Source organism: Rhodopirellula sp. MGV (genome assembly GCF_002251265.1).
GTDB classification, from domain to species: Bacteria; Planctomycetota; Planctomycetia; order Pirellulales; family Pirellulaceae; genus Stieleria; species Stieleria baltica_A.
The window spans coordinates 1-19,204 of record NZ_NPDI01000056.1 but is presented as its reverse complement, the minus strand read 5'-3'; the positions used below and the strand labels follow the sequence as shown (position 1 = coordinate 19,204).

Here is a 19,204-nt window from a genome sequence, read left to right as displayed (position 1 = left end):
TGGCCCGGAATGCTTCTGCAACAGGAAAGCTTCTAAGATGACGTTACTTGGTAAAGCGTTTACCGTCGTTATTCTCCTACTCAGTATTCTGTTTATGGGATTAGCGCTCGCGGTCAACGCCTCTCACAGGAACTGGCGGGACGTGGTTCTCGGTCCATCCGGGTACAAGGCACAGATTGAAGCCTATGCCCAACAGAACGAACAACTTCAGGACGCGCAGCAGCGTGCCCAGGCATCGTTGGCTCGCGAGCAGGTCGCACGTCGGACTTCGCTTGCCGCACTGCAAACGCAGCTTGACCAACTGAACGACGACTTGGCGGACCGTATTGGCCGCATTCAAAAGCTGGATGAAAAGTTGGCCAACCTGACGGAGACCGACAAGATTCAGGCTGAGCAACTGCAAGAGCTGACAGACGCCAACAAACGTCTTCGTGAACAAGTCACTCAAGAGCAAAAGAATCGTGACGACCTGTTCGCACAAACGCTGGTCTTGCAAGACAAGCTCAGCGAAGCACAAGGCGTGCGAATGGAGTTGGACGAACGTAACAAGAACTTGGCTGCTGAGCTGACCCGCTTCCGTGAAGTAGCGGATCATATGGGCATCGACCCCAAAGCTCCGCTTGACGGTGCCCCACCGGATCGCAACGGAAACGTTTTGGTCGTGACCCGCAACAAGGGGTTGGTCGAAGTTTCGATCGGACAAGACGACGGCATTCGCGCCGGACATCAACTGGACGTGACCCGTGATGATCGTTACATCGGACGGCTGCGAGTGGTAAAAACTGAACCCGATCGCGCCGTTGCCGAAATCATGAAAGACTACAGCGAAGGATTTATCCTGGAGGGTGACCGTGTCGACACTTCCATCGAATGATAACGCCAAGCAGCCGCCGAGCGTTTACACCGTCATGCTGGTGATGAGCATGTTGTTCATGTTGATTGCGGTGATCGCGATGTTCATCGAATACAGCCGTTGGGCTCCCGATCATTGGCGAACGATTTCGGCCCGCCCGAGCGCCGCAGTCGTCACCACGGTCGATCATTTCGCTTAAGCGACGACCTGACGAACTCAAAAAACAAAAGCCGACAATAATTCAGAAGCCGACCATGGATCCCACGGTCGGCTTCTTTCGTGTTGCCATCGCCCGTTTGCGTTACCAGTTGAGAACGATCAGCGAAACGCCTTGGCGTGGCAGTGTGAATTCCAGCTCTGCATTGCCGTCGCTCAGTTCGATTTGCTTGGGGGCAGTCGCGACTTCGGTCAATTGAGATGCTTGTTGCAGCTGCCGATACTCGATCGTGTTCGGTGCGACGGGCGAACCCATGGTCAACCATCTGGTGTACACGTTGCTGTGAGAACGATCGACGCGGAAATGTTTGAGGTTCGCCGTCGTGACGTTGGTGGGTAACCCCGCCAACCGAAGCGACACGTTCGCGTCGGAACCGGCAACGTCGTCATCGTGGTAGTGCCATACCATCATGGTCAGCTGGTTTGTTTGATCGCTTTTGCTCGCCAGTACGCCGACATCGGGTTCGCCACGCACGCCGTCTTTCAGGATCTTATCCAGGGGGATCGCATGGTCGCTGGATGCTGCGACGCGTTGCTCGCCCATCCGGCTGAACATTCGCATGACGTTGAAGACGGGCAGTGGCAATCCGTTGCTTGCCATCTGTCGAAAGCCTGCGAAGTACGGTTGGTCTTCAAAGGTAAAGGACCATGACAGGGCGCCTTCCAGGTTCACGCCATGGCGATCGGCGAGGTCATGTTTGCGCGCGAAGCTCGCCGCCGTGTAGCTCGAGTAGACGGTGCCATTTCGGTATGAAAACATTGGGCCTTGGCAGGCGGCGCAGCTTCGGGGTCGGATTCGCCGATCACAATCGGAGTCGATTTGAGTTCGGGGAAGGAAGCGACGATGCGAAATCCGTCGTCAATCGTGCGGAGTTGGTTGGCGATTCCCATCTGGATGTGACCGTCGATGAACCGCGGGGCTCCCTTGGCATGGAAGGAAACAAAGTCGATGGGCGTGCCTTTTTCCCCCGTCGCGTAATTGGTTCCGTGCAAGCAGTGGTCGAGGAATTTTCGCGTCCAGTTTCCACCGTCGCCAGCCGAGTCGGGGCCGCCAACACGCGCGTTTGGAAGGGCGCGTCGTACGCCGGCGATCGCATAGTCATGGAGCTTGCGAAACTCTTCATCGGTACCGCGGAAGTATCCGATGTTGGCCTCGTTCCACGTCTGCCAATACCAGGTTTCGACTTCCTCCCGTCCGTAGCGTTCGACACAGTGGTTGACCCATTGGTAAACCAGTTCGCCCCATTTGTCGTAGTCCTTTGGCGGATAGCTCCAGCCGGTGTAGACCTGTTGGTACGGCATGCCGGGACGCCAATGGTGTCGATACGGTTCGGGATGCGTCGAAAGGGCTTGAGGCATGAAGCCGATTTGTGCGTATGGCCGAACGCCACGCTTGAGGTACGAATCGAAGATTCCGTCAACGATACGCCAGTTGTAGATCGGATCTCCGTTTTCATTTTCGCGATAAATATCAGTCGAACCCCATTTCAGGGCTGGAGTCCCATCGCCGGTTGTCAGCAGGTTGTGGGCTCGGAAATAGACTTGTTGCGGACGAAGCTCGCCAAGGTCTTCGAGCAACGTTTGGCCGTCTTTCATCGTTGCATAGTTCGGTTCGTCAGCGCCAAAGAACCGCCAGATCGGTTTGAGTTCCCCGATCGTTTCAGCCGCGTCCACTTCAACGTTGACGTTAAAGCTGTCTTGCGAAACCGCAGCGTTGGTGGAAAACGCAAAGCATCCGACAGTTGCCGCAACGATTGATAACAACGGTTTGGCGAGAGAGGTTTTCATTTGAGATTCCGGTGTGGGGCGGAGGATCACCGATCGCAATGGCAACACCGCATCGCGATCGAGACGAGGAATCGCGATTGTACCGCGAGTGGTGGGTGCCGTCCCCGACAACGTGAACTCGCCAACGTGACTCGTGCGGAGGCTCTGCCTCGCACGCAAATGTTTCGCAGGCTCCCGCCTGCCAAAACAAACCCAAACACCAAGCGGCACCCTATCGCAGGCGATCACGTTGCGGCTGAGGAATCCCGCGGCAGATGCTCATAGCGCAAAAAAATGGCCGGTCGCTTTCACGACCGGCCATTTCGAAAGATTCATTGATTCGACAACTTGTTAGTTGTTAAACAATACTTGGTGCATCTTGTTGAGGCTTTCCGCTGGGATTTTGATGACCTTTCGATCGTAAGTCATCAAGCCGTTGATTTCGCCTTCGACGTCGGTCGTTTGGGTGTAGACGCCCGCTGCGATGCCGCCTTTGCGAAGCTCATTCAGTTTTTCCAGCGAGGTCGCGTAGCGTTCCTCGTATTCTTCTTTGGACTCCGGCAATCCGCCGTAACCCCAGTTGCCGCGATTTTCTTCCCAGAGGTGATCACGTACAGCGTAGCCGTGTCCGCCGAATTCGCCCATGACTTTGATGAAGTCATCGAAGCGACCGTTTTGGCCTTGGTTGTAGGGGAAGTTCGGGTGCGGATAGGCATGCGCGTCGACGATGTCACCGGCGGGCCAGAAGTTGCCGCCGCTCGCAATATTGACCAAACGGCTTGGGTCGCGTTTGGCCGTCCACTTGCCGACTTCGACAGTGCGGTGTTGGCCCCAAGCTTCGTTGAATGGAACCCAGCAAACGATTGAGGGGTGGTTTTCGAGCGAGTCGATCATCCATTCCAGTTCATCCATGTACTGTTGGTGATGTTCATCCGGCCATTCACCATCGACGGGGTTCGGTTGCAGTCGAGTCCATGCGGGCCAATTCTGACCACCGCTAACTTGGTCCTGCCAAACCATCATGCCCAGTCGATCGCAGTGATAGTAATAGCGTCGCGGTTCGACCTTGATGTGCTTACGGATCATGTTGAACCCAGCGTTCTTGAGCCATTCGATGTCAAACAACATCGCTTCGTCGGAAGGCGGCGTCAGCAATCCGTCTGGCCACCAGCCTTGGTCGAGTGGTCCCCAGTGAAAGATCACATCGCCGTTGAGGGTGAATCGCCAATTGCCGTCCTCGTCTTTGGTTTTGCCGACGCTACGAATTCCGGCGTAAGAATTGACTTGGTCAACAACGTTGCCACTGGCATCGAGCAAGTGGACTTCCAGGCCATACAAATGTGGCGAGTTGGGAGACCACAGTTTTGCGTTGGCGATTTGCAGTGTGAGGCTGCCGTTGCCCGACGCTTCGTTAACAACTTTGTCGCCATCTTTCACAACGACTTTGATTGCGCCGCTACCGACCAGTTCTGGTTCCACCGTGATGGTGCCTTTGTCGGCATCGGTGCTGATTTCCAGTTCTTCGATGTAGTTTTGCGCGACCTGTTCCAGCCAAACGGTTTGCCAGATCCCCGAAACTTGCGTGTACCAAATGCCGTTTGCGTTTAGGACTTGCTTGCCACGCAATTGCCATGCCTCGGTGTCGTCTTCGACACGGACGACCAGTTCGTTTTCACCGACTTTGATCGCGTCGGATGCGTCCAGGGCGAAGGGCGTGTTGCCACCGATGTGAGTTCCAACAGATTTTCCGTTGACGAATACTTCACAGCGATAGTCGACCGCTTCAAAGTTCAGCAAGGTGCGTTGGTCGCTGACCGATTCGACGTTGAACGTGCGGTGATACCAGAGGGCCTCGCTTTCGTGAAGCAGTCGGTGGACACCGCCAAGTTTGGATTCCAAGCAGAATGGAACCAAGATCTCGCCTTGCCAATCGCTTGGCACGTCGTTTTGGTCGGCTTCGGTGATCGCATAGTCCCAGTTCCCGTTCAGGCACGTCCATGACGCACGTTCCATTTGGGGGCGCGGGTACTCGGTCCAGGCGTCATCGGCTGTCAGTGCTTCACCCCATTTGGTGATCAGGTCCGATTCGTAGGGTTTCGTGACGCGAGGTGGCGGAGGCAGTTCGGGAACATTCTCAGCGTCTACCACGTGCGCGTCGATGTATTGTCCGCCACGCTCTTGGTGGCAGTGAACCGCAAGAAGGTTCTCGCCGGTCTTCAGCAAACTGCGTTTGGATTCCGGGATCGTGACCAGTTCGTACTTGGTTGTGTAACCGTCAACTTTAACGGCCAATTCGCCGTTGATATAAATCTCGGCCTCTTCATCATGGTGAATCAGGATCGCAGGTCTGGCCGGAACGCTTTCAAGGGTGAAGGTTTTGCGCAACCAAACATCGTTGGTCGTCCATTCCATTCCAAGACGAGCGCCGGGGGTACCGCGCGAACCCAAGCCGGCTTGAGCGTCTTTCCAACCCTCTGCGGCGAAGTCGGTATCGGTCCAATCACCCGCAGGGCGTTCGAGGCTGAATTTCCAGGTGTCAGAGATTTCTTGGGCGTAAAGGGAAGTCGGGGGCGTCGCGCTGGAGAGCCCTAACGAGAGCAACGCTGCGGACAACAGCGAGCTTGTATGTTTGAAATCCAGTTTCATAGGACCTGACTGAGTAGCGTAAGGGGGAAATCGAGGACCCAATATCTTAGCTTTCGTGAGCTGCACGGCCATGAGAGGGTCCGTAATCATGCTTCGATCCGTTCCCAGTAGCGGTCAGCATTGTCGAGGCTGGTGGTGCATCGAAGTCGCCCGTTTCACGTTCGCGATATCGACGACGTTGCCGCGAAAACCCCCACAGGAATGGATGTATTTGGACATGCATTACGCGAACGCGAAGGCGCATTAAGTCGCGATAGCGGGCTATTGGTGCACCTTGTGGGATCGCCGGATGAATCGGCATTTGGATTGTTTAATTCATCGGAATGCCGGTCGCCACGCTCGTATCCTGTGTTAGTTAACGATAAGCGAGCACTGTTGTGGAGACTCGTTTTGCACCAAGAGATTTTCATTTTCTATGTCACGTCCCCGCTCCTTCCTTTCAAACTCGACTCGAAAAAACATACTCGGTGGCGTATTGGCTAGCGTCATCATTTGCGCTTCGATTCCGCTGGCCTACTGCGCCTACCAGATCAATACGTTCTCGCCTCAACGTCATTTGGCGTTGCGCCCCGTTTCGAAAGCCCAGCGTGCACAGGAGCTGGCAGAACAACGGGAGATCGATCAGGCAATGGAGGGGAATGAAAAACATCCTCCGCTGCAAGCCTTGATCAGCATCGATGGGTTGAAAGATCCCCACCTCGTCGACGCTAGCGAAGCGAACCTTGAAGACAGCGACGAAGTGATCGGCGTCAAGGTCGAGGGCGTTGAGTGTGCCTTGCTAATCAAACCGATGGCGGCGCCAGAGAACCACATCATCAACATGATGTTGGATGACCAACCGGTGACCGTGACTTATTGCGACCTCGCAAATTGTGTCCGTGTGGTCACCGACGAAAGTGACAACTCCATCGCGATGAACATTGGCGGTTTGGATATCTATAACCGAATGGTGGTGGAGCTTAATGGAGAGCTGTACGCGCAAACCAGCAAGTTGTTGCCACTCAGTGACCTTCCGTTCGAACGAACAACATGGGGAGCATGGCGACGCGACAACAGCGAAACGAAGGTTTGGATTCCGTAGCGTGTCTTAAAGAAAGAATGCCCGAGGCGGGACTCGAACCCGCACAGCCGTATATGGCCGGGGGATTTTAAATCCCCTGTGTCTGCCAATTCCACCACCCGGGCGTTTCTTGATTGAATGGTGATTGCGTCTGGCAATAGTTTTAGCGACACGACGTCTGTTTGCACAGCAGTCTGAACGCACCAAGCAATCGATTCTACGCGACCGTTTTTTGACTCGCGAGTTTCATTTCATCGGCAAGACAGCCGGTGAACATTCAGGGTTCAGGTTGACCCTGTAAAAAGAATCGCATCCCCAGCGGTCCAAGCGGACCGCTGGGGAGCAATAAGAGCGACATCCTGGTCAAACGGATCCATCCGATCGGATCGCATCCTGCAATCCGTTTTGATCGCCTCGTGCGATCGAATACCGTTTCGCATAGCCGCTGGCAGCGGCGACACGTTTGCCTTGTTGGTCGACACGGCGAGCCAGTTCGGCAAGACGTGACTTCATGTGCGATTGCGGGCCCGCGTCCGCGTCGTTCGATACAATTCTTGCCGGTGGTGAGGCTGCATGCATCGTTGTCGTCCTGGACCAGTTGGGGCTCAAAAAGAACATCTGATTTCGACTACGCGAAAAGTTTATGCCATTTGCGTAATCGTACCAATAGCAAAATAGGATGCTTTTTTATCGCGGCTTCAGCCCATTACGTGTTGCCGATGCGGAGGCTGGGTCATCGGGCCAGAAATGTTTTGGGTAGCGACGCTTCAGTTCCTTTTTGACTTCGTGATAAGTGGACTTCCAGAAGCTCTCCAAGTCATCGGTGATCTGCTGTGGACGATAGTTGGGGCCGAGCAGGTGCAGTTGGATTGTCGTCGATCCGCCTGCCAATTTCGGTGTCGTTTTCCAACCGAAGATCTCTTGGATGCGAACGGCCAAGATGGGCCGCTTGCCGAGTTCGTAGGTGAGTCGAATTCGATTTCCGCTCGGGACTTCGATCGCTTCGGGAGCTTGGGCGTCCAGCCACTGTTGTTGTTGGTAGCTTAGCAGGCCACGTAGATGGTCCAGCCACGGCGCCTTTTGCAAGTCTTTGAACGACAAGCTGCTTTGACAAAGCTGCGTCAGCACTTGATCGAGTGCGTCTTCTGACGTGATGGGCAGTGAATCGGGGCCGAGGGTTTCGTCGCGATACTGATCCAGGAATCTCCAGCGGGCAAGGTATCCGGCGAGTGCTTGATCGTCTGGCAAAACGTCCCCCAGCCGCACGTGTGCTTGCTGGTACAACAACGCTGCTGATTCTTCATCAGCAATCGCTGTCGCGGGATTCTCATTGATCATCAAGTCAAGAATGTAGCTGCGTTGTCGTGCGACGACGGCCTTCATTGACGGGTGAAAGAATTTCTCTTGCCGTTCATCAACCCATTCATTGGGCAGCCATGCTTGTTCGATCGCTGACGCCATGCGCACGTTCGCGTCGGCGCCGCGGCCGTCAACGTTGAGGCACAGGAAAAACTCGCTGGTGCGTACGGCGCTATCGCGGTCCAGTTGCACACCGCGTGAACCGACCATCACGCCTTTGGGTGAACCAGGATTTCGGCGTCGGGCGAGCCGGTCGGGAAACGCGGCAAGCAGTGTGCGGGACACGCGTTCTTCGAAGGTACGCTGGGAAGCCGCTGGATCGATGGCGAGGTCCTCGGGGACTAACTTACAGAGCTGGCGGGCGACGTTTTCGACATGGTGTGCTGACACGCGTTTGATCTGGTCGTCGGGGACGCCTTTGAAGAAGCGTTCCAACCGCAAGACGCGATCGATCAAGTCGCTTTCGATTTCTGATTCGCGACTTGAACGCCCCGTTTGACGCCGAAACGGATCACGTTCCGAGAGCAATGCGGCGGCAATTGCAGCGTGTTCGACACAGTCTTGTTCGACAGCGGAAAGGATCAGTCGACCGAGCCGTGGGTGGACGGGCAACGCAATCAGTTGCTGGCCGAGCGAAGTCAGACGGTTGTCGTCATCGATCGCGCCGAGCAAATGCAACTGACGATGGGCGAGCTGTACCGAATCTTCGGTTGGCATCGTGACCCAGGGAAAGTCGAACGGGTTACGCTCACCCCAGCCAGTCAAATGCAAGATCGCGGTCGACAAATCGGACCGCAAGACTTCGGGAGGGGTGTGGTCCAAGCGGCTGCGATGTGACGCTTGCGGCCAAAGTCGAAAACAGATTCCCGGTGCGGTACGGCCGGCGCGTCCCGCACGTTGGTCCGCAGACGCTTTTGAAATCGGACGCATCTGTAGCTTGGACAGCCCGATGCTGGGATCAAATTCCGCTTGGCGTGCCAGCCCTGTATCGATGACACACTTGACCCCAGGGATGGTGATTGAGGTTTCGGCAACGTTGGTCGCCAAGACAATTTTGCGGCGTTCCGATGGGGTCAGCACGTCGTCTTGGCGTTCGGCCGGCAAGTCACCGTAAAGTGGAAAGATATCGATCGAGTGTTTTTTTGCGAGCGATTCGATTTGGGTCGCCGTATGGACGATTTCGCCGATGCCAGGCAAAAAGACCAGGATGTCGCCATCGCTTTCACGCACTGCGGTGGGCAAAACCTGCGACACCTTATCGGCCAAATCCCTGGCCGTTTGCCGGACAGGCGTTAACGATTTGTCGTAGCGAATATCGACATCAAACGCGCGTCCGTCACTTTGAATGATCGTGGCATCCGGGATTAATTTTTCAATCGGTTCGGTATCCAATGTCGCGCTCATCACAACCAAGCGGAGCTCTGGCCGGAGGGTGGATCGGATCCGCTGAAGCATTCCCAGCACCAAGTCGACTTCGATGGAACGCTCGTGGAATTCGTCGATGATGACACATCCGACGTTTTCGAGGAGCGGGTCGGACGAGAGTTGTCGAAACAGAATTCCCGAGGTCATCGAGACAAATTTGGTCGATGACGAGACCTTGCGATCGAAACGGACGTGGTACCCGTACGTTTGGCCTGGCTTTTCACCGACGAGCCGGCTGAGCCGAATCGCCGCGGCGCGCGCGGCCAGACGCCGCGGCTGGAGCATCAGGACTTGGCCAAGATCGCCGAGTTCGGAATCGAGAATCGCTGGTGGTACGCCGGTCGTTTTGCCAGCGCCAGGTGGGGCGCGCAGAATAACCGGTTTGCTGGCGGTTAAAGCCGAAACTAAATCGCCCAAGCAATCATCGATGGGCAGCGATTCAATGTCCATTCCCTCAATCACTTCCTCATTGCTTGATGGCAATTACTTGCCCGAGTCTACGTCGCCTTGGAATAGCATCGGCAGAAACGTCGGTAAATAGTCATCTCGCCAAACGTCCCAATTGTGTCCGCCTTCGCCTTCAACGTATTGGTGATCGACCGATTCTTCTTCAAGCTGTTTGATGAAGCGGTGATTTTGCTGCAACAAAAAATCTTCGTTGCCGCACGCGATCCAGAACAGACGGGTTTGCTTCTTGAATTGGTCCAAGTCGACCGCGATTTCGCTGAGTGCATCAACGCCAGGGGCGGCCGCACTGAAGGCACCGACGTAGGCGAAATCGTTTGTACCCAATGCCGTGCGAATCGAGTGTCCGCCACCCATCGAAAGTCCGGCGATGGCGCGAGCATCTAGCCGATCAATCACACGATAGTTTTTCGCGACCCACGGCATCAGGACCTCGTCCAGATCGCGCTGCATCAGGCGATTGTTATCCACATTGTATTGACTGCCTTGTTCGCGAGTTCGGTTTCCGTGCGGCAGTTCAACGGGATGCCCGTATGGCATGACGATTAACATCGGCCGTGCTTTACCGCTTGCGATCAAGTTGTCGGCAATCGCATGAGCACGTCCAATTTCTGTCCAAGCGGTTTGGTCATCACCGAAACCGTGCAGCAGAAACAGCACAGGGTAACTGCCCTCGGGGTTTTCTGAGTACCCTGGCGGCGTATAAACAACGACGTCACGCAGGGACTCGGTCACGGGCGAATGATAAACATGTAAGTGCCGGGTACCGTGTGGCCCGGGTTGGCGTTCGGTTACCAAGGGTGGTTGGCCGGGGACTTCGACCAAGTTTTCGAGCGTGTACCACTTCTTGACCCAGCGGTTGCGAATATCGAGTTGCTTGATGCCGTCAACTTGCATCGTGTATTCGTAGATCCCAGGTTCCATCGGCTTCGACGTGCCTTCCCATTTACCGGCGTCGTTTTTTTCCAGGATCACTTTCGCCAAGTCTTCTGCAACTCGATTGAACTGGACTTCGACCGATTGTGCGTCGCTGAAATCCGCGCGAAACGTGATCGTGCCGTTGGCATTGACCTCGGGTGATTTTAGACGTTGGGCAAAAACGTTCGTCGACAGGAGCGACATCGATAGAAGTGCAAAGAATAGGAGACGAGGCATGATACGTGTCACCATTGAGGGTTGGTTGAAGGTGGGTGATGGACGAGTCTAGTTTCGTTGGAGAAAACGCACGTTGACCGGGGCACCGATGTTGATTTCACTTCCGGTTGGCGTCAACGATCCCGACTTAGGGTCAATTCGCAGTGAGATCACGTTTCCCGTTTGTTGGTTTGCAACGACCAGAAATCTCCCATCAGGCGTGATCCCAAATCCACGCGGAATTTCGCCGCCGCTGGAAACGTTTTCAAGCAACTCGATCGATTGATTTTCCGCATCGACACGAATGACGGCCAATGAGTTGTGCCCGCGGTTGGAAACGTAGGCGAACTGGCCGTTGGGGTGAAACAAACATTCGGCGGTTGAGTTTCCTTTGGCACTTGCACCGGCAGGCAGCGTGGAAATCACGGTGCCGAGTGAAAGCGTTTTCTTCTCAGCCGAGTACCCCAGCAACGCGACTTGGGAAGTCAGTTCGAGGTTGGTGAGCGCGAGCTTGCCCGAAGGTGCGAAATTAAAGTGCCGCGGGCCACCGCTCGGTGGCAGTTCCAACGCGGTTTGTTTCGAAGGCGACATCACGGCCGATCCCAAGTTCACGTCATACTCAAGAAGCTGATCGGTGCCGAGATCCGCGACGATCGCTTGAGTTCCTGTTGCGTTGAAATTGATGGAGTGTGCGTGTGGCGATTCTTGACGACTGGAATTGACGCTGCTTCCGTGATGCTGATGGAAATCGCCGGGCGAGACGAGTGATCCGTCTGGATTGATTTTGAACAAGGCACAGCTTCCGCCCGTGTAGTTGGCGACGCCAACGCATTGCCCGGTCGGGTCAACGGAAACATGGCAAGCGCCAAGACCGCCTGTCGCGGCTTCCGATAACTTTTCGAGTGTGCCGTCCGCTTTGATGGAAAACGCGATGACTCCGACCGTTTTCGCGGGACCGGCATCCGTCGCCGACCAAGCTTCGGATGCGGCGTACAACGATTTTCCGTTTGGGGAGATCGCGACAAAGGATGGGTTCAACGCTTTGGCCGCTAGGCGTGGTGACGATAGCTCGCCTGTCTGTTCATCAATCGAGCAAACATAGATTCCTTCACTCGTTGAGCCGCCCAAAGTGTAGGTGCCGAAGTAAGCCAGCGTTTCCGCATTTGCCAGGCGGAGTCCGCAGTGGGGGGCGAAGACGAGCAACGCGACAGCAAGCAGTCGATTAATGTTTGGCATGATGAAATTGAATCGAACCATTCGAGGCGGGGAGAGGTATTAGCGGCCTGTTGATATTCAGAGTTACCCTGTCCCTCTGTCGTGTTCTGTTCCGCAAAACCAGCGGCAGAGAACGTTACTCTCGCTGAGTAAAAGGTGACACTCGAAAATCAACAGGAGGTTAGGAAGGCAGCGAGGCAACCGGGGTGCGAGGGACAGTTTATCATGATGCGTATTCTGCGACGCTGCCACCCGCCCAACATTCTATTGTGACTAGGTCCCGCCATGGCTTGCCGTATTGATCGCCCGCCGTTTGTCGTCTTGATTTTCGCAATCTTTCTTGGCGTGTTTTGCTTTCGAGCTGGGCCCCTCCAGTCGCAGGAAAAGGGAACACTGCAGTCGCAGGAAGAGACGTCTGACGGAGATGCATTGGTCGCAGAGTACTTTCACCGCGAGTCAGAGTTGCTGAGCCAAAAGTCGTTGGCCGGTATAGAAGCGCTGGAGGACTGGACAAACGCTCGTGACAAGCTGAAAGGCGAACTGCTGGAGATGCTTGGGTTGAACCCGTTTCCGCCCCGCGGCAACCTCAAGGCAACGATCACGGGCAGTCATGAGTCCGAGGGAGTGATTGTCGAGAATGTGTACTTTCAATCGTTGCCAGGGCTCTACGTGACGGCCAACTTTTATCGACCAGCCACGCAGTCGAAACCGTTGCCGGCAATCTTGTATGTCTGTGGGCATGGGCGGGTTGTCGAAAACGGCGTGAGTCTTGGCAACAAAACGCACTACCAACACCATGGTGCTTGGTATGCGAGGAACGGTTTTGTTTGCTTGGTAATCGACACCATCCAGCTTGGGGAAATCGAAGGCATTCACCACGGAACGTATCGCGAAGGAATGTGGTGGTGGAATAACCGCGGCTATACGCCTGCCGGTGTGGAGGCCTTTAATGGTGTGCGAGCTCTCGATTATTTGGAACGACGTCAAGAAGTCGACGTGAATCGGATCGGCATCAGTGGCCGCAGCGGTGGTGGGGCGTATTCCTGGTGGGTAGCCGCGATCGACGATCGAATTCGTGCGGCTGTGCCTGTGGCCGGAATCACGAATCTGAAGAATCATGTCGTCGACGGTTGCGTCGAAGGTCATTGCGATTGCATGTACATGGTGAATCGATTCCGTTGGGACTTTGACAAGGTTGCGGCATTGATTGCACCCCGGCCCTTGTTGATCAGCAACAGTGACCGCGACAGTATTTTTCCACTTGATGGCGTGATCGACCTGCATCGCAACGTGCGAAAAATCTACCAGTTGTACGATGCTGATGAGCAACTTGGGTTGCATCTGACGCAAGGCCCGCACCAGGACACGCAAGAGTTGCGGATGGGAGAGTTTCGGTTTATGAATCGACACCTTCGCGGAACGGAGGACTTGATCGAAGACGCCGCAACCGCGATGTTTCCGCAGCGAGACTTGAAGGTCTTCGATACGATTCCCGAAGACGAGCATGTCACCACGATCCAAGAGAGCTTTACGAAAACGGTCGATCCAGGCACGCCGTTTGAGTCACCGGAAGAGATCCGGTTGATCATCGACAAGCTTCACGCGATGACGTTCCACGGTTGGCCCACTGATCACGAGGCACTTGAGATCGAGGACGTGACAGGCCCGAAAGCCGGTGCCGATTGTCACGTGTTCGAATACACCACTCAGTCACCGTATCGCTTGACAGCACTGACGATTTGCAGGGCAAAAGATCGAATGGCGCCTACCGAAGTGGTCGTGTTAGATCAAGCAAGCTATCGAGCGTATGCTCCCGCACTTGCCCATTTGTTTCCAGAGCAGTTCACGAACGTCATCCCGGATCCGTCATTGGTCGCTTCGATCATCGACGAATCCTGCTCGTGTAACCAAGCGTTTTTGATGCCGCGTGATGTCGGGCCGACACGGGCGACGGAGGTCGTGAAGTCGCGGACGCATTTGCGACGGAGGTACATGCTGTTGGGGCAGACATTGGCGGGGATGCAAATCTATGATCTTTGCCGAGGCGTCGAAGCTCTACGGCAATTCCCCTCGCTACATACCGGTTCAATCACGTTAAGTGGTGAGGGAGATGCGGCGGTGTTGGCCGCCTATGCATCGCTGATGTCGGAAGAGGTCGCTTATTTTGGGAGCGTTGACTTGCCTCGCTCTAACCGCGACGCGCCTGATCTGTTGAACGTCAGCCGCGTGATCGAATTGTCAGACGTGCAGGGCATTGTGACGTCGGCGCGATGGCCGCTCACAAAATGAGGCCTTTCGTTTAAGGTTCGATGAGCAGACTTCGCAGTTGGTCGGTCGCACGATCAACGTCGCCTGATTCGACGGCGATCCTAAGAATTGCTTGTCGGACTCGCTGTCGGACCTCGGGATGTTTGATCTCGCCGACAGTTTTGGTTAGCACCTCGAGTACGACATCGCTGGGAAGCTTGCCCGCGATTTCTAAGGCTTCGAACGCGGAATGCAAGCGTCGTTCGTTGTCCTGTTGTTCTCGCTCGGCTTGCTGCTGTCGTTCATGCTCAGCTCTCATTTCCCGTTCGCGCTCGGCATGCATTTCCCGTTCACGCTCGGCGTGCATTTCTCGTTCACGCTCGGCATGCATTTCCCGTTCACGCTCGGCATGCATTTCTCGTTCACGCTCGGCGTGCATTTCTCGCTCACGCTCGGCTCGCACATGCTGTTCGTGCACGCGGGTTTCGTTGAGGTGGATTCGTTCGCGTTCGAGGCGTTCGATTTCACGGCGCAGTTCTTCGCGACGGACCTCTAGTTCGCGGACTTCCATCGCCAAGCGTTCGACCTGTTCCCGTTGACGTTCAGACCCTTGGCGAGACCGTTCGATCGCCTCGCGGACGGCGTCGGGCATGTGTTGCGGTTCGGGCATCCGGCGCTGGATGGTTTGTTGAGGACGCCGCGTGTTGTTCGGGGGGCCTTCGAAATCAGGCTGGTAGTCTCGAAACAAGTTGCTCGGCCGGTTGCCCTCGAATTGCAACGACGGTGGCGAAACGACTGATGGTGGATGAAGTTCGTGGTCAGCAGGTTCGTCGCGGGCTTCCACATTTGGTACCACAAGTTCCTGCGCGTCAGCGGGGCTGTTGGCGGCAAAGCAGGTGGTCAAGACGACGCCAGTGACGACGGAATGCCGCCGGATCGATTTCCACATTTGGAATACCTGATTGAGCGTTGGGGAGGGGCGCGAGTTGATGGGGACGCCGCCGGTTTGCTTTATTGTAGCTCTTATGACGTGGGGGCTTTTCGCCAAGTCCAACGAAGCGTCGAAACGGGATCAAAGAGACTATGCAAGCATCGTCGCATTACAAGCTTTGGCCCATTTCGCGTGGTATGTCCCAAGGCGTTCTTGGGTCGGTTTGTCGAGGTCGATTGACGAGCACAAACCGACAACACGGTCGATGTCGCTCCACAAGTGATGCGAAACCATAGTCGGGATTTCGCGGAGCACGGGTTCGTACGAATGGGCGTGTTGGAGTTCTTCTTGGATCACATCAAGTAGCGGCGCACACCATGAATCAATCGCAACTGCGCTGGCCCCCAACGCGATCAATTTCGAAACGTCATCGACGGTGATTTCACCGGGGACGACCCACAGCGGAAGATGGCTGAGTTTTTTTCGACGCAAGAATTCACGAGTTCCGGAGACGATTCCGGCTAGTTGAAGGCCTTCGAATTCGGTTTCGTCCAGTCGAAGGATCAGCCCATCGGGATGCGCGGCAATGGCGGCGGATAGCTCTTCTTCCAAGCGATACGACGTGATCGAAATAAACACGGCTGCAGTTGGCGCAAGCCGGCGGAGCTGTTCGAGTTTTGTTTTCGCCTGTTCGACAGTGATAATGTCCGCAGGGAAGGTCGATGCGGCGACATAGCCACCGCCGGAGATCGGTGAGTCAGCGGGGGATCGTTCCCAGCGTTGCATTTGGCCGGGCGAATATGCAAAACGTCCCGAGCTGTCACGTGATGGCGACAGTCTGACGTCGATCACTTGGGCATGATCGAAATCTTGCGAGACGAACCCGTAGCGTTCGATTCGGTAGGGCGTCATCCGTGGCAGATAGCGGGGCGGTGCCGAAGCCGTCAGCGGATCATCGCCTTCGATCGGTTGGAACAATTCGCCCGTTTGATCGTCGTCGTCAGTGAGGTCACGGTGCAATGCTGAAACGGTGACATCCATGTTTGCGACCGATGCCGCAAGCCTGGCGGCGATGATCGGTGGCAGATCGATCCAGGGCGGGTCATACCAGAACAGCGGCAAGGCAATCGAAACGTTCGTATCATCGACACGACGAATCACTCGTTTGGGCGATGCCAGGTGGCTGCTGGTCCAAACTTCGGTGCATTTGGGTGGCAAAAGATGAAGCCCGGCAAAGCGATCCGCGCCCATTGGTATCCTCGACGTAGTTGATGGCGTTACCGCCAGTTGGGGACGACTTCGCCGCGAGCGGAACGTTCGGCGTCCAGTTTTGCAATGGGGATGATGCGTTGGAAATCGGATGCGTCGCCACGGATTCCGGCGCTGATCAACAGCAGTCCAAGTTGGACTTCTTGTTTTTTACGCAGTTTCGTTTGTGTGACACCTTCGGCAAGGCTGGCCGCATTGCCGCGGATAAAGACCGCGACATCACTGAGCGGGTCGCCGATGTTTTCGCCCGCATCACCACCGATCACAATCGTACCGCCGATCGCGCCCAGTCCGACTTCGTTCCCTGCATTGCCGCGGACAAACAGCCCACCGCCACGCATCGCCGCTCCGGCGCGGTCACCGGCAGAACCATAAACGGCCAAAGTACCGCCGGTCATCGCGGTGCCGGCACCATGGCCAGCGTTTCCGCGGATTCGAACCGATCCGCTGGCCATGCCTTCGCCGACACCGTGACCAACATTGCCGAACACTTTGACGACGACTTGACGGTGATGTGCGAACGCATAGTCACCGAGCGACCCGTTGATACGCAATTTGATCGGGTGATCCAAACGCATCAGTGCGGCGTGCTGGCCGGTGGCGTCGTCGATTTCGATTCTCGCGAGTTTCTCATCGCGATCGTTCGTCGGGATCGAGTGAATCGCGGTCCGCAGCTCAGCGTCGGTCAATCGTTGCATCGAAAAGCGCAAGCCTTCCGATGACAACAAGTCACGCGACTCGCTATCAAAAACGGCTTCGGTATCGCTCTTGATTTCGGTTTCCGAATCCAGAACGGAGCTAATCGGCGGCCTTGGGCCTGATGGTTTTGGTACGTGCGGCATGGGTCACTCTGCGAACAATGTGCTCCAGTTTAACCGCTGCCGCGTCCCCTGCCTGCAATACTTCGCTGTGATCGGCCACAATCGCCCGATCTGGATCCGCTACATTGCTGACAATTGATAGGGCAAGTACAGGAATTCCTGCTTTTGCCGCGACCAAAACCTCCGGCACTGTGCTCATGCCCACCACATCAGCACCAATTTTCCGCATCATTCGGTACTCGGCCCGAGTTTCATAGGTCGGTCCAAGCGTTGCCAAATAGGTTCCTTTGACGGCACAAAACGCGTGTTCGCGTGACGCGGCCAGTGCGATCTCGGCTAGTTCGGACGAGTAAGGTTGTGGTGCTCGTCCAAGAAACTCTTGCCCAGCGTCCGAATTGGTTCTGCGATTGGCCAATGCTTTTTGCTGTCGGTCATGCAGCCAATCGATGTGATCTGTGATGATGACGACATCACCGACTGATAATTTGGGATTAACACCGCCGGCCGCGTTGCTTGCGATAAAGCGTTTGATCCCGAGAGCCACCATCACTTCGATCGGGAAGGCGACCTGTTCATTGGACCAGCCTTCGTATCGATGAAGTCGACCGGCCATGGCGACAACCGCTGAGCCATCCAGATTTCCGAGGATCAATTGTCCGCGGTGACCACTGGCAGTGGACTTTCCGAATCCGGGAATTTCCGCAAACGGAATTGCCACGGTGGATTCGATCTTGTCTGCCAGCGCGCCCAAGCCGCTTCCCAGTACGATGCCGGTCAGGTCAGCGTTTGGCGACGTCGCGAAGTCGGGACAACGATGCTGAACAAATGCGACGGCTTGAGCGAGTTGATTGTGGTGCTCGGTTCGTTCGCTCATGCGATCCTCGTTTGGCCAGCCTCTTGGACGACGTCCGAGACGATCCGCTGCAACCGCGGTGCCGCGTCATTGGCGATCGCAATGATTTCTTCCACGTTGGCTTCTTTCAGCGAATCGGGTAGGCACATGTCGGTGATCACGCTCAGCCCCAGCGTCTTTAGTCCGCAGTGGTTGGCAACAATCGTTTCCGGCACCGTGCTCATTCCAACGACGTCCGCACCGATCGTGCGAAGGAAGCGGTACTCGGCGCGAGTTTCGAGGTTGGGGCCAGCGACGGCGACGAATACGCCACGATGCAGGTGGATATCGGCGCGGCGACCGATCGCGATCGTGCGGTCGATCCAGGCCGGATCATAAGGAGCCGACATGTCGGGAAAGCGGGGGCCGAGACGATCGTCGTTAATTCCGATCAACGGATTATCGCCCATCAAGTTGATTTGGTCGTCGATCACCATGATGTCGCCCGAGTTGTAATACGGGTTCAAACCGCCACAAGCGTTGCTGACGATCAACAGCTCTGCGCCCAACCGTTTGAAGACGCGAACGGGAAGCGTGATCAGCTTCAGCGGATAGCCTTCGTACATGTGGTGGCGTCCTTCCATCGCAACGATCGGGACGCCGGCTAAGTAACCACATACCAGGCGACCACGGTGGCTGGTCGCGGTGGATTTAAGGAAGTGTGGAATATCGCCGTAGTCGATCGAAGCTTTCACATCGATTTGTTCGACGAGGTTGCCGAGCCCGGTTCCCAAAATGATCGCCACCTTGGGTGGTTCGGGGAACACGGCAGTGATTGCTTGGGCCGCTTCTTCGATTTTGTCAAACAGGTCTAACATGCCGAGTGGAATCAGTGTTGGGCGGAGTGGACGGAACCCTGACATCATCGGACGAAATGCGATCGATGGGGAGGGGGAGAAAACCA

16 protein-coding genes and 1 tRNA gene are annotated in these 19,204 nt (G+C 55.7%); 4 read left to right on the top strand and 13 right to left on the bottom strand.

Annotated elements, in window-relative coordinates; genetic code table 11:
* The first annotated feature begins 37 nt into the window (after window positions 1-37).
* Together CGZ80_RS20460 and CGZ80_RS20455 are read left to right on the top strand one after the other, a co-directional pair.
* The gene (locus CGZ80_RS20460) at window positions 38-874 is read left to right on the top strand and encodes a hypothetical protein (RefSeq protein ID WP_094417547.1); all 837 of its coding nucleotides are present in this window, start codon (window positions 38-40) and stop codon (window positions 872-874) included.
* Window positions 852-1,052: a hypothetical protein gene (locus tag CGZ80_RS20455; protein WP_094417546.1), complete on the top strand. Its 201-nt coding sequence runs from the start codon at window positions 852-854 to the stop codon at window positions 1,050-1,052. Before CGZ80_RS20460 ends, CGZ80_RS20455 begins: the two co-directional genes overlap by 23 nt.
* A 102-nt stretch (window positions 1,053-1,154) precedes the next feature.
* Here the strand turns inward: CGZ80_RS20455 and CGZ80_RS29025 are convergent, their stop codons facing one another.
* From CGZ80_RS29025 to CGZ80_RS20445, 3 genes are all read right to left on the bottom strand, one after another.
* Window positions 1,155-1,742: a GH39 family glycosyl hydrolase gene (locus tag CGZ80_RS29025; protein ID WP_255407722.1), complete on the bottom strand. Its 588-nt coding sequence runs from the start codon at window positions 1,740-1,742 to the stop codon at window positions 1,155-1,157.
* Window positions 1,739-2,857: a GH39 family glycosyl hydrolase gene (locus CGZ80_RS20450; protein WP_198953748.1), complete on the bottom strand. Its 1,119-nt coding sequence runs from the start codon at window positions 2,855-2,857 to the stop codon at window positions 1,739-1,741. The genes CGZ80_RS29025 and CGZ80_RS20450 overlap by 4 nt, the downstream gene beginning before the upstream one ends.
* Before the next feature lie 330 nt (window positions 2,858-3,187).
* Entirely contained in the window at window positions 3,188-5,482 is a 2,295-nt protein-coding gene (locus CGZ80_RS20445; RefSeq protein WP_094417545.1) for a glycoside hydrolase family 2 protein, read from the bottom strand.
* Between the two features lie 415 nt (window positions 5,483-5,897).
* Here CGZ80_RS20445 and CGZ80_RS20435 point away from each other — a divergent pair, with 415 nt between their 5' ends.
* Complete coding sequence (locus CGZ80_RS20435) at window positions 5,898-6,563, top strand: DUF3179 domain-containing (seleno)protein (RefSeq protein WP_094417543.1); 666 nt, start codon at window positions 5,898-5,900, stop codon at window positions 6,561-6,563.
* Window positions 6,564-6,581: 18 nt separating this feature from the next.
* Here CGZ80_RS20435 and CGZ80_RS20430 read toward each other — a convergent pair.
* From CGZ80_RS20430 to CGZ80_RS20410, 5 genes are all read right to left on the bottom strand, one after another.
* Window positions 6,582-6,667, bottom strand: a tRNA-Leu gene (locus CGZ80_RS20430).
* A gap of 238 nt (window positions 6,668-6,905) precedes the next feature.
* Entirely contained in the window at window positions 6,906-7,121 is a 216-nt protein-coding gene (locus CGZ80_RS28105) for a hypothetical protein (protein ID WP_094417542.1), read from the bottom strand.
* Window positions 7,122-7,229: 108 nt separating this feature from the next.
* Window positions 7,230-9,776, bottom strand: a complete 2,547-nt coding sequence (hrpB, locus tag CGZ80_RS20420; RefSeq protein ID WP_094417541.1) for an ATP-dependent helicase HrpB — start codon at window positions 9,774-9,776, stop codon at window positions 7,230-7,232.
* Window positions 9,777-9,809: 33 nt separating this feature from the next.
* Window positions 9,810-10,946, bottom strand: a complete 1,137-nt coding sequence (locus CGZ80_RS20415) for an alpha/beta hydrolase-fold protein (protein ID WP_158222797.1) — start codon at window positions 10,944-10,946, stop codon at window positions 9,810-9,812.
* Between the two features lie 48 nt (window positions 10,947-10,994).
* Window positions 10,995-12,161, bottom strand: coding sequence for a lactonase family protein (locus CGZ80_RS20410; RefSeq protein WP_158222796.1), 1,167 nt, complete (start codon window positions 12,159-12,161; stop codon window positions 10,995-10,997).
* A gap of 264 nt (window positions 12,162-12,425) precedes the next feature.
* Here CGZ80_RS20410 and CGZ80_RS20405 point away from each other — a divergent pair, with 264 nt between their 5' ends.
* Window positions 12,426-14,429: a CocE/NonD family hydrolase gene (locus CGZ80_RS20405; protein ID WP_094417538.1), complete on the top strand. Its 2,004-nt coding sequence runs from the start codon at window positions 12,426-12,428 to the stop codon at window positions 14,427-14,429.
* A 10-nt stretch (window positions 14,430-14,439) separates the two neighbouring features.
* On the opposite strand, the gene CGZ80_RS20400 is transcribed toward CGZ80_RS20405, so the two are convergent.
* The 5 genes from CGZ80_RS20400 to CGZ80_RS20380 all read right to left on the bottom strand — a co-directional run bounded on the left by CGZ80_RS20400 (window position 14,440) and on the right by CGZ80_RS20380 (window position 19,118).
* Complete coding sequence (locus CGZ80_RS20400; RefSeq protein ID WP_094417537.1) at window positions 14,440-15,336, bottom strand: hypothetical protein; 897 nt, start codon at window positions 15,334-15,336, stop codon at window positions 14,440-14,442.
* Between the two features lie 132 nt (window positions 15,337-15,468).
* Window positions 15,469-16,569 (bottom strand): hypothetical protein, encoded by a 1,101-nt coding sequence (locus tag CGZ80_RS20395; RefSeq protein ID WP_094417536.1) that lies wholly within the window; start codon window positions 16,567-16,569, stop codon window positions 15,469-15,471.
* Between the two features lie 26 nt (window positions 16,570-16,595).
* Window positions 16,596-17,429 carry a tributyrin esterase gene (locus CGZ80_RS20390; RefSeq protein ID WP_233148551.1) on the bottom strand — a complete coding sequence of 278 codons (834 nt, stop codon included), beginning with the start codon at window positions 17,427-17,429 and terminating at the stop codon, window positions 16,596-16,598.
* Window positions 17,386-18,282, bottom strand: coding sequence for a purine-nucleoside phosphorylase (locus CGZ80_RS20385; protein WP_094417535.1), 897 nt, complete (start codon window positions 18,280-18,282; stop codon window positions 17,386-17,388). Before CGZ80_RS20385 ends, CGZ80_RS20390 begins: the two co-directional genes overlap by 44 nt.
* The gene (locus CGZ80_RS20380; RefSeq protein WP_094417534.1) at window positions 18,279-19,118 is read right to left on the bottom strand and encodes a purine-nucleoside phosphorylase; all 840 of its coding nucleotides are present in this window, start codon (window positions 19,116-19,118) and stop codon (window positions 18,279-18,281) included. The genes CGZ80_RS20385 and CGZ80_RS20380 overlap by 4 nt, the downstream gene beginning before the upstream one ends.
* Window positions 19,119-19,204 lie beyond the last annotated feature (86 nt).

Bases quoted from the DNA above. Each gene is read 5' to 3' on its own strand.
- CGZ80_RS20415 (WP_158222797.1), bottom strand. From the start codon at position 10,946: ATGCCTCGTCTCCTATTCTTTGCACTTCTATCGATGTCGCTCCTGTCG.
- CGZ80_RS20400 (WP_094417537.1), bottom strand. From the start codon at position 15,336: ATGTGGAAATCGATCCGGCGGCATTCCGTCGTCACTGGCGTCGTCTTG.
- CGZ80_RS20445 (WP_094417545.1), bottom strand. From the start codon at position 5,482: ATGAAACTGGATTTCAAACATACAAGCTCGCTGTTGTCCGCAGCGTTG.
- CGZ80_RS28105 (WP_094417542.1), bottom strand. From the start codon at position 7,121: ATGCATGCAGCCTCACCACCGGCAAGAATTGTATCGAACGACGCGGAC.
- CGZ80_RS20390 (WP_233148551.1), bottom strand. From the start codon at position 17,429: ATGCCGCACGTACCAAAACCATCAGGCCCAAGGCCGCCGATTAGCTCC.
- CGZ80_RS20460 (WP_094417547.1), top strand. From the start codon at position 38: ATGACGTTACTTGGTAAAGCGTTTACCGTCGTTATTCTCCTACTCAGT.
- CGZ80_RS20385 (WP_094417535.1), bottom strand. From the start codon at position 18,282: ATGAGCGAACGAACCGAGCACCACAATCAACTCGCTCAAGCCGTCGCA.
- CGZ80_RS20435 (WP_094417543.1), top strand. From the start codon at position 5,898: ATGTCACGTCCCCGCTCCTTCCTTTCAAACTCGACTCGAAAAAACATA.
- CGZ80_RS20405 (WP_094417538.1), top strand. From the start codon at position 12,426: ATGGCTTGCCGTATTGATCGCCCGCCGTTTGTCGTCTTGATTTTCGCA.
- CGZ80_RS20410 (WP_158222796.1), bottom strand. From the start codon at position 12,161: ATGCCAAACATTAATCGACTGCTTGCTGTCGCGTTGCTCGTCTTCGCC.
- CGZ80_RS20395 (WP_094417536.1), bottom strand. From the start codon at position 16,569: ATGGGCGCGGATCGCTTTGCCGGGCTTCATCTTTTGCCACCCAAATGC.
- hrpB (WP_094417541.1), bottom strand. From the start codon at position 9,776: ATGGACATTGAATCGCTGCCCATCGATGATTGCTTGGGCGATTTAGTT.
- CGZ80_RS20450 (WP_198953748.1), bottom strand. From the start codon at position 2,857: ATGAAAACCTCTCTCGCCAAACCGTTGTTATCAATCGTTGCGGCAACT.
- CGZ80_RS20380 (WP_094417534.1), bottom strand. From the start codon at position 19,118: ATGTTAGACCTGTTTGACAAAATCGAAGAAGCGGCCCAAGCAATCACT.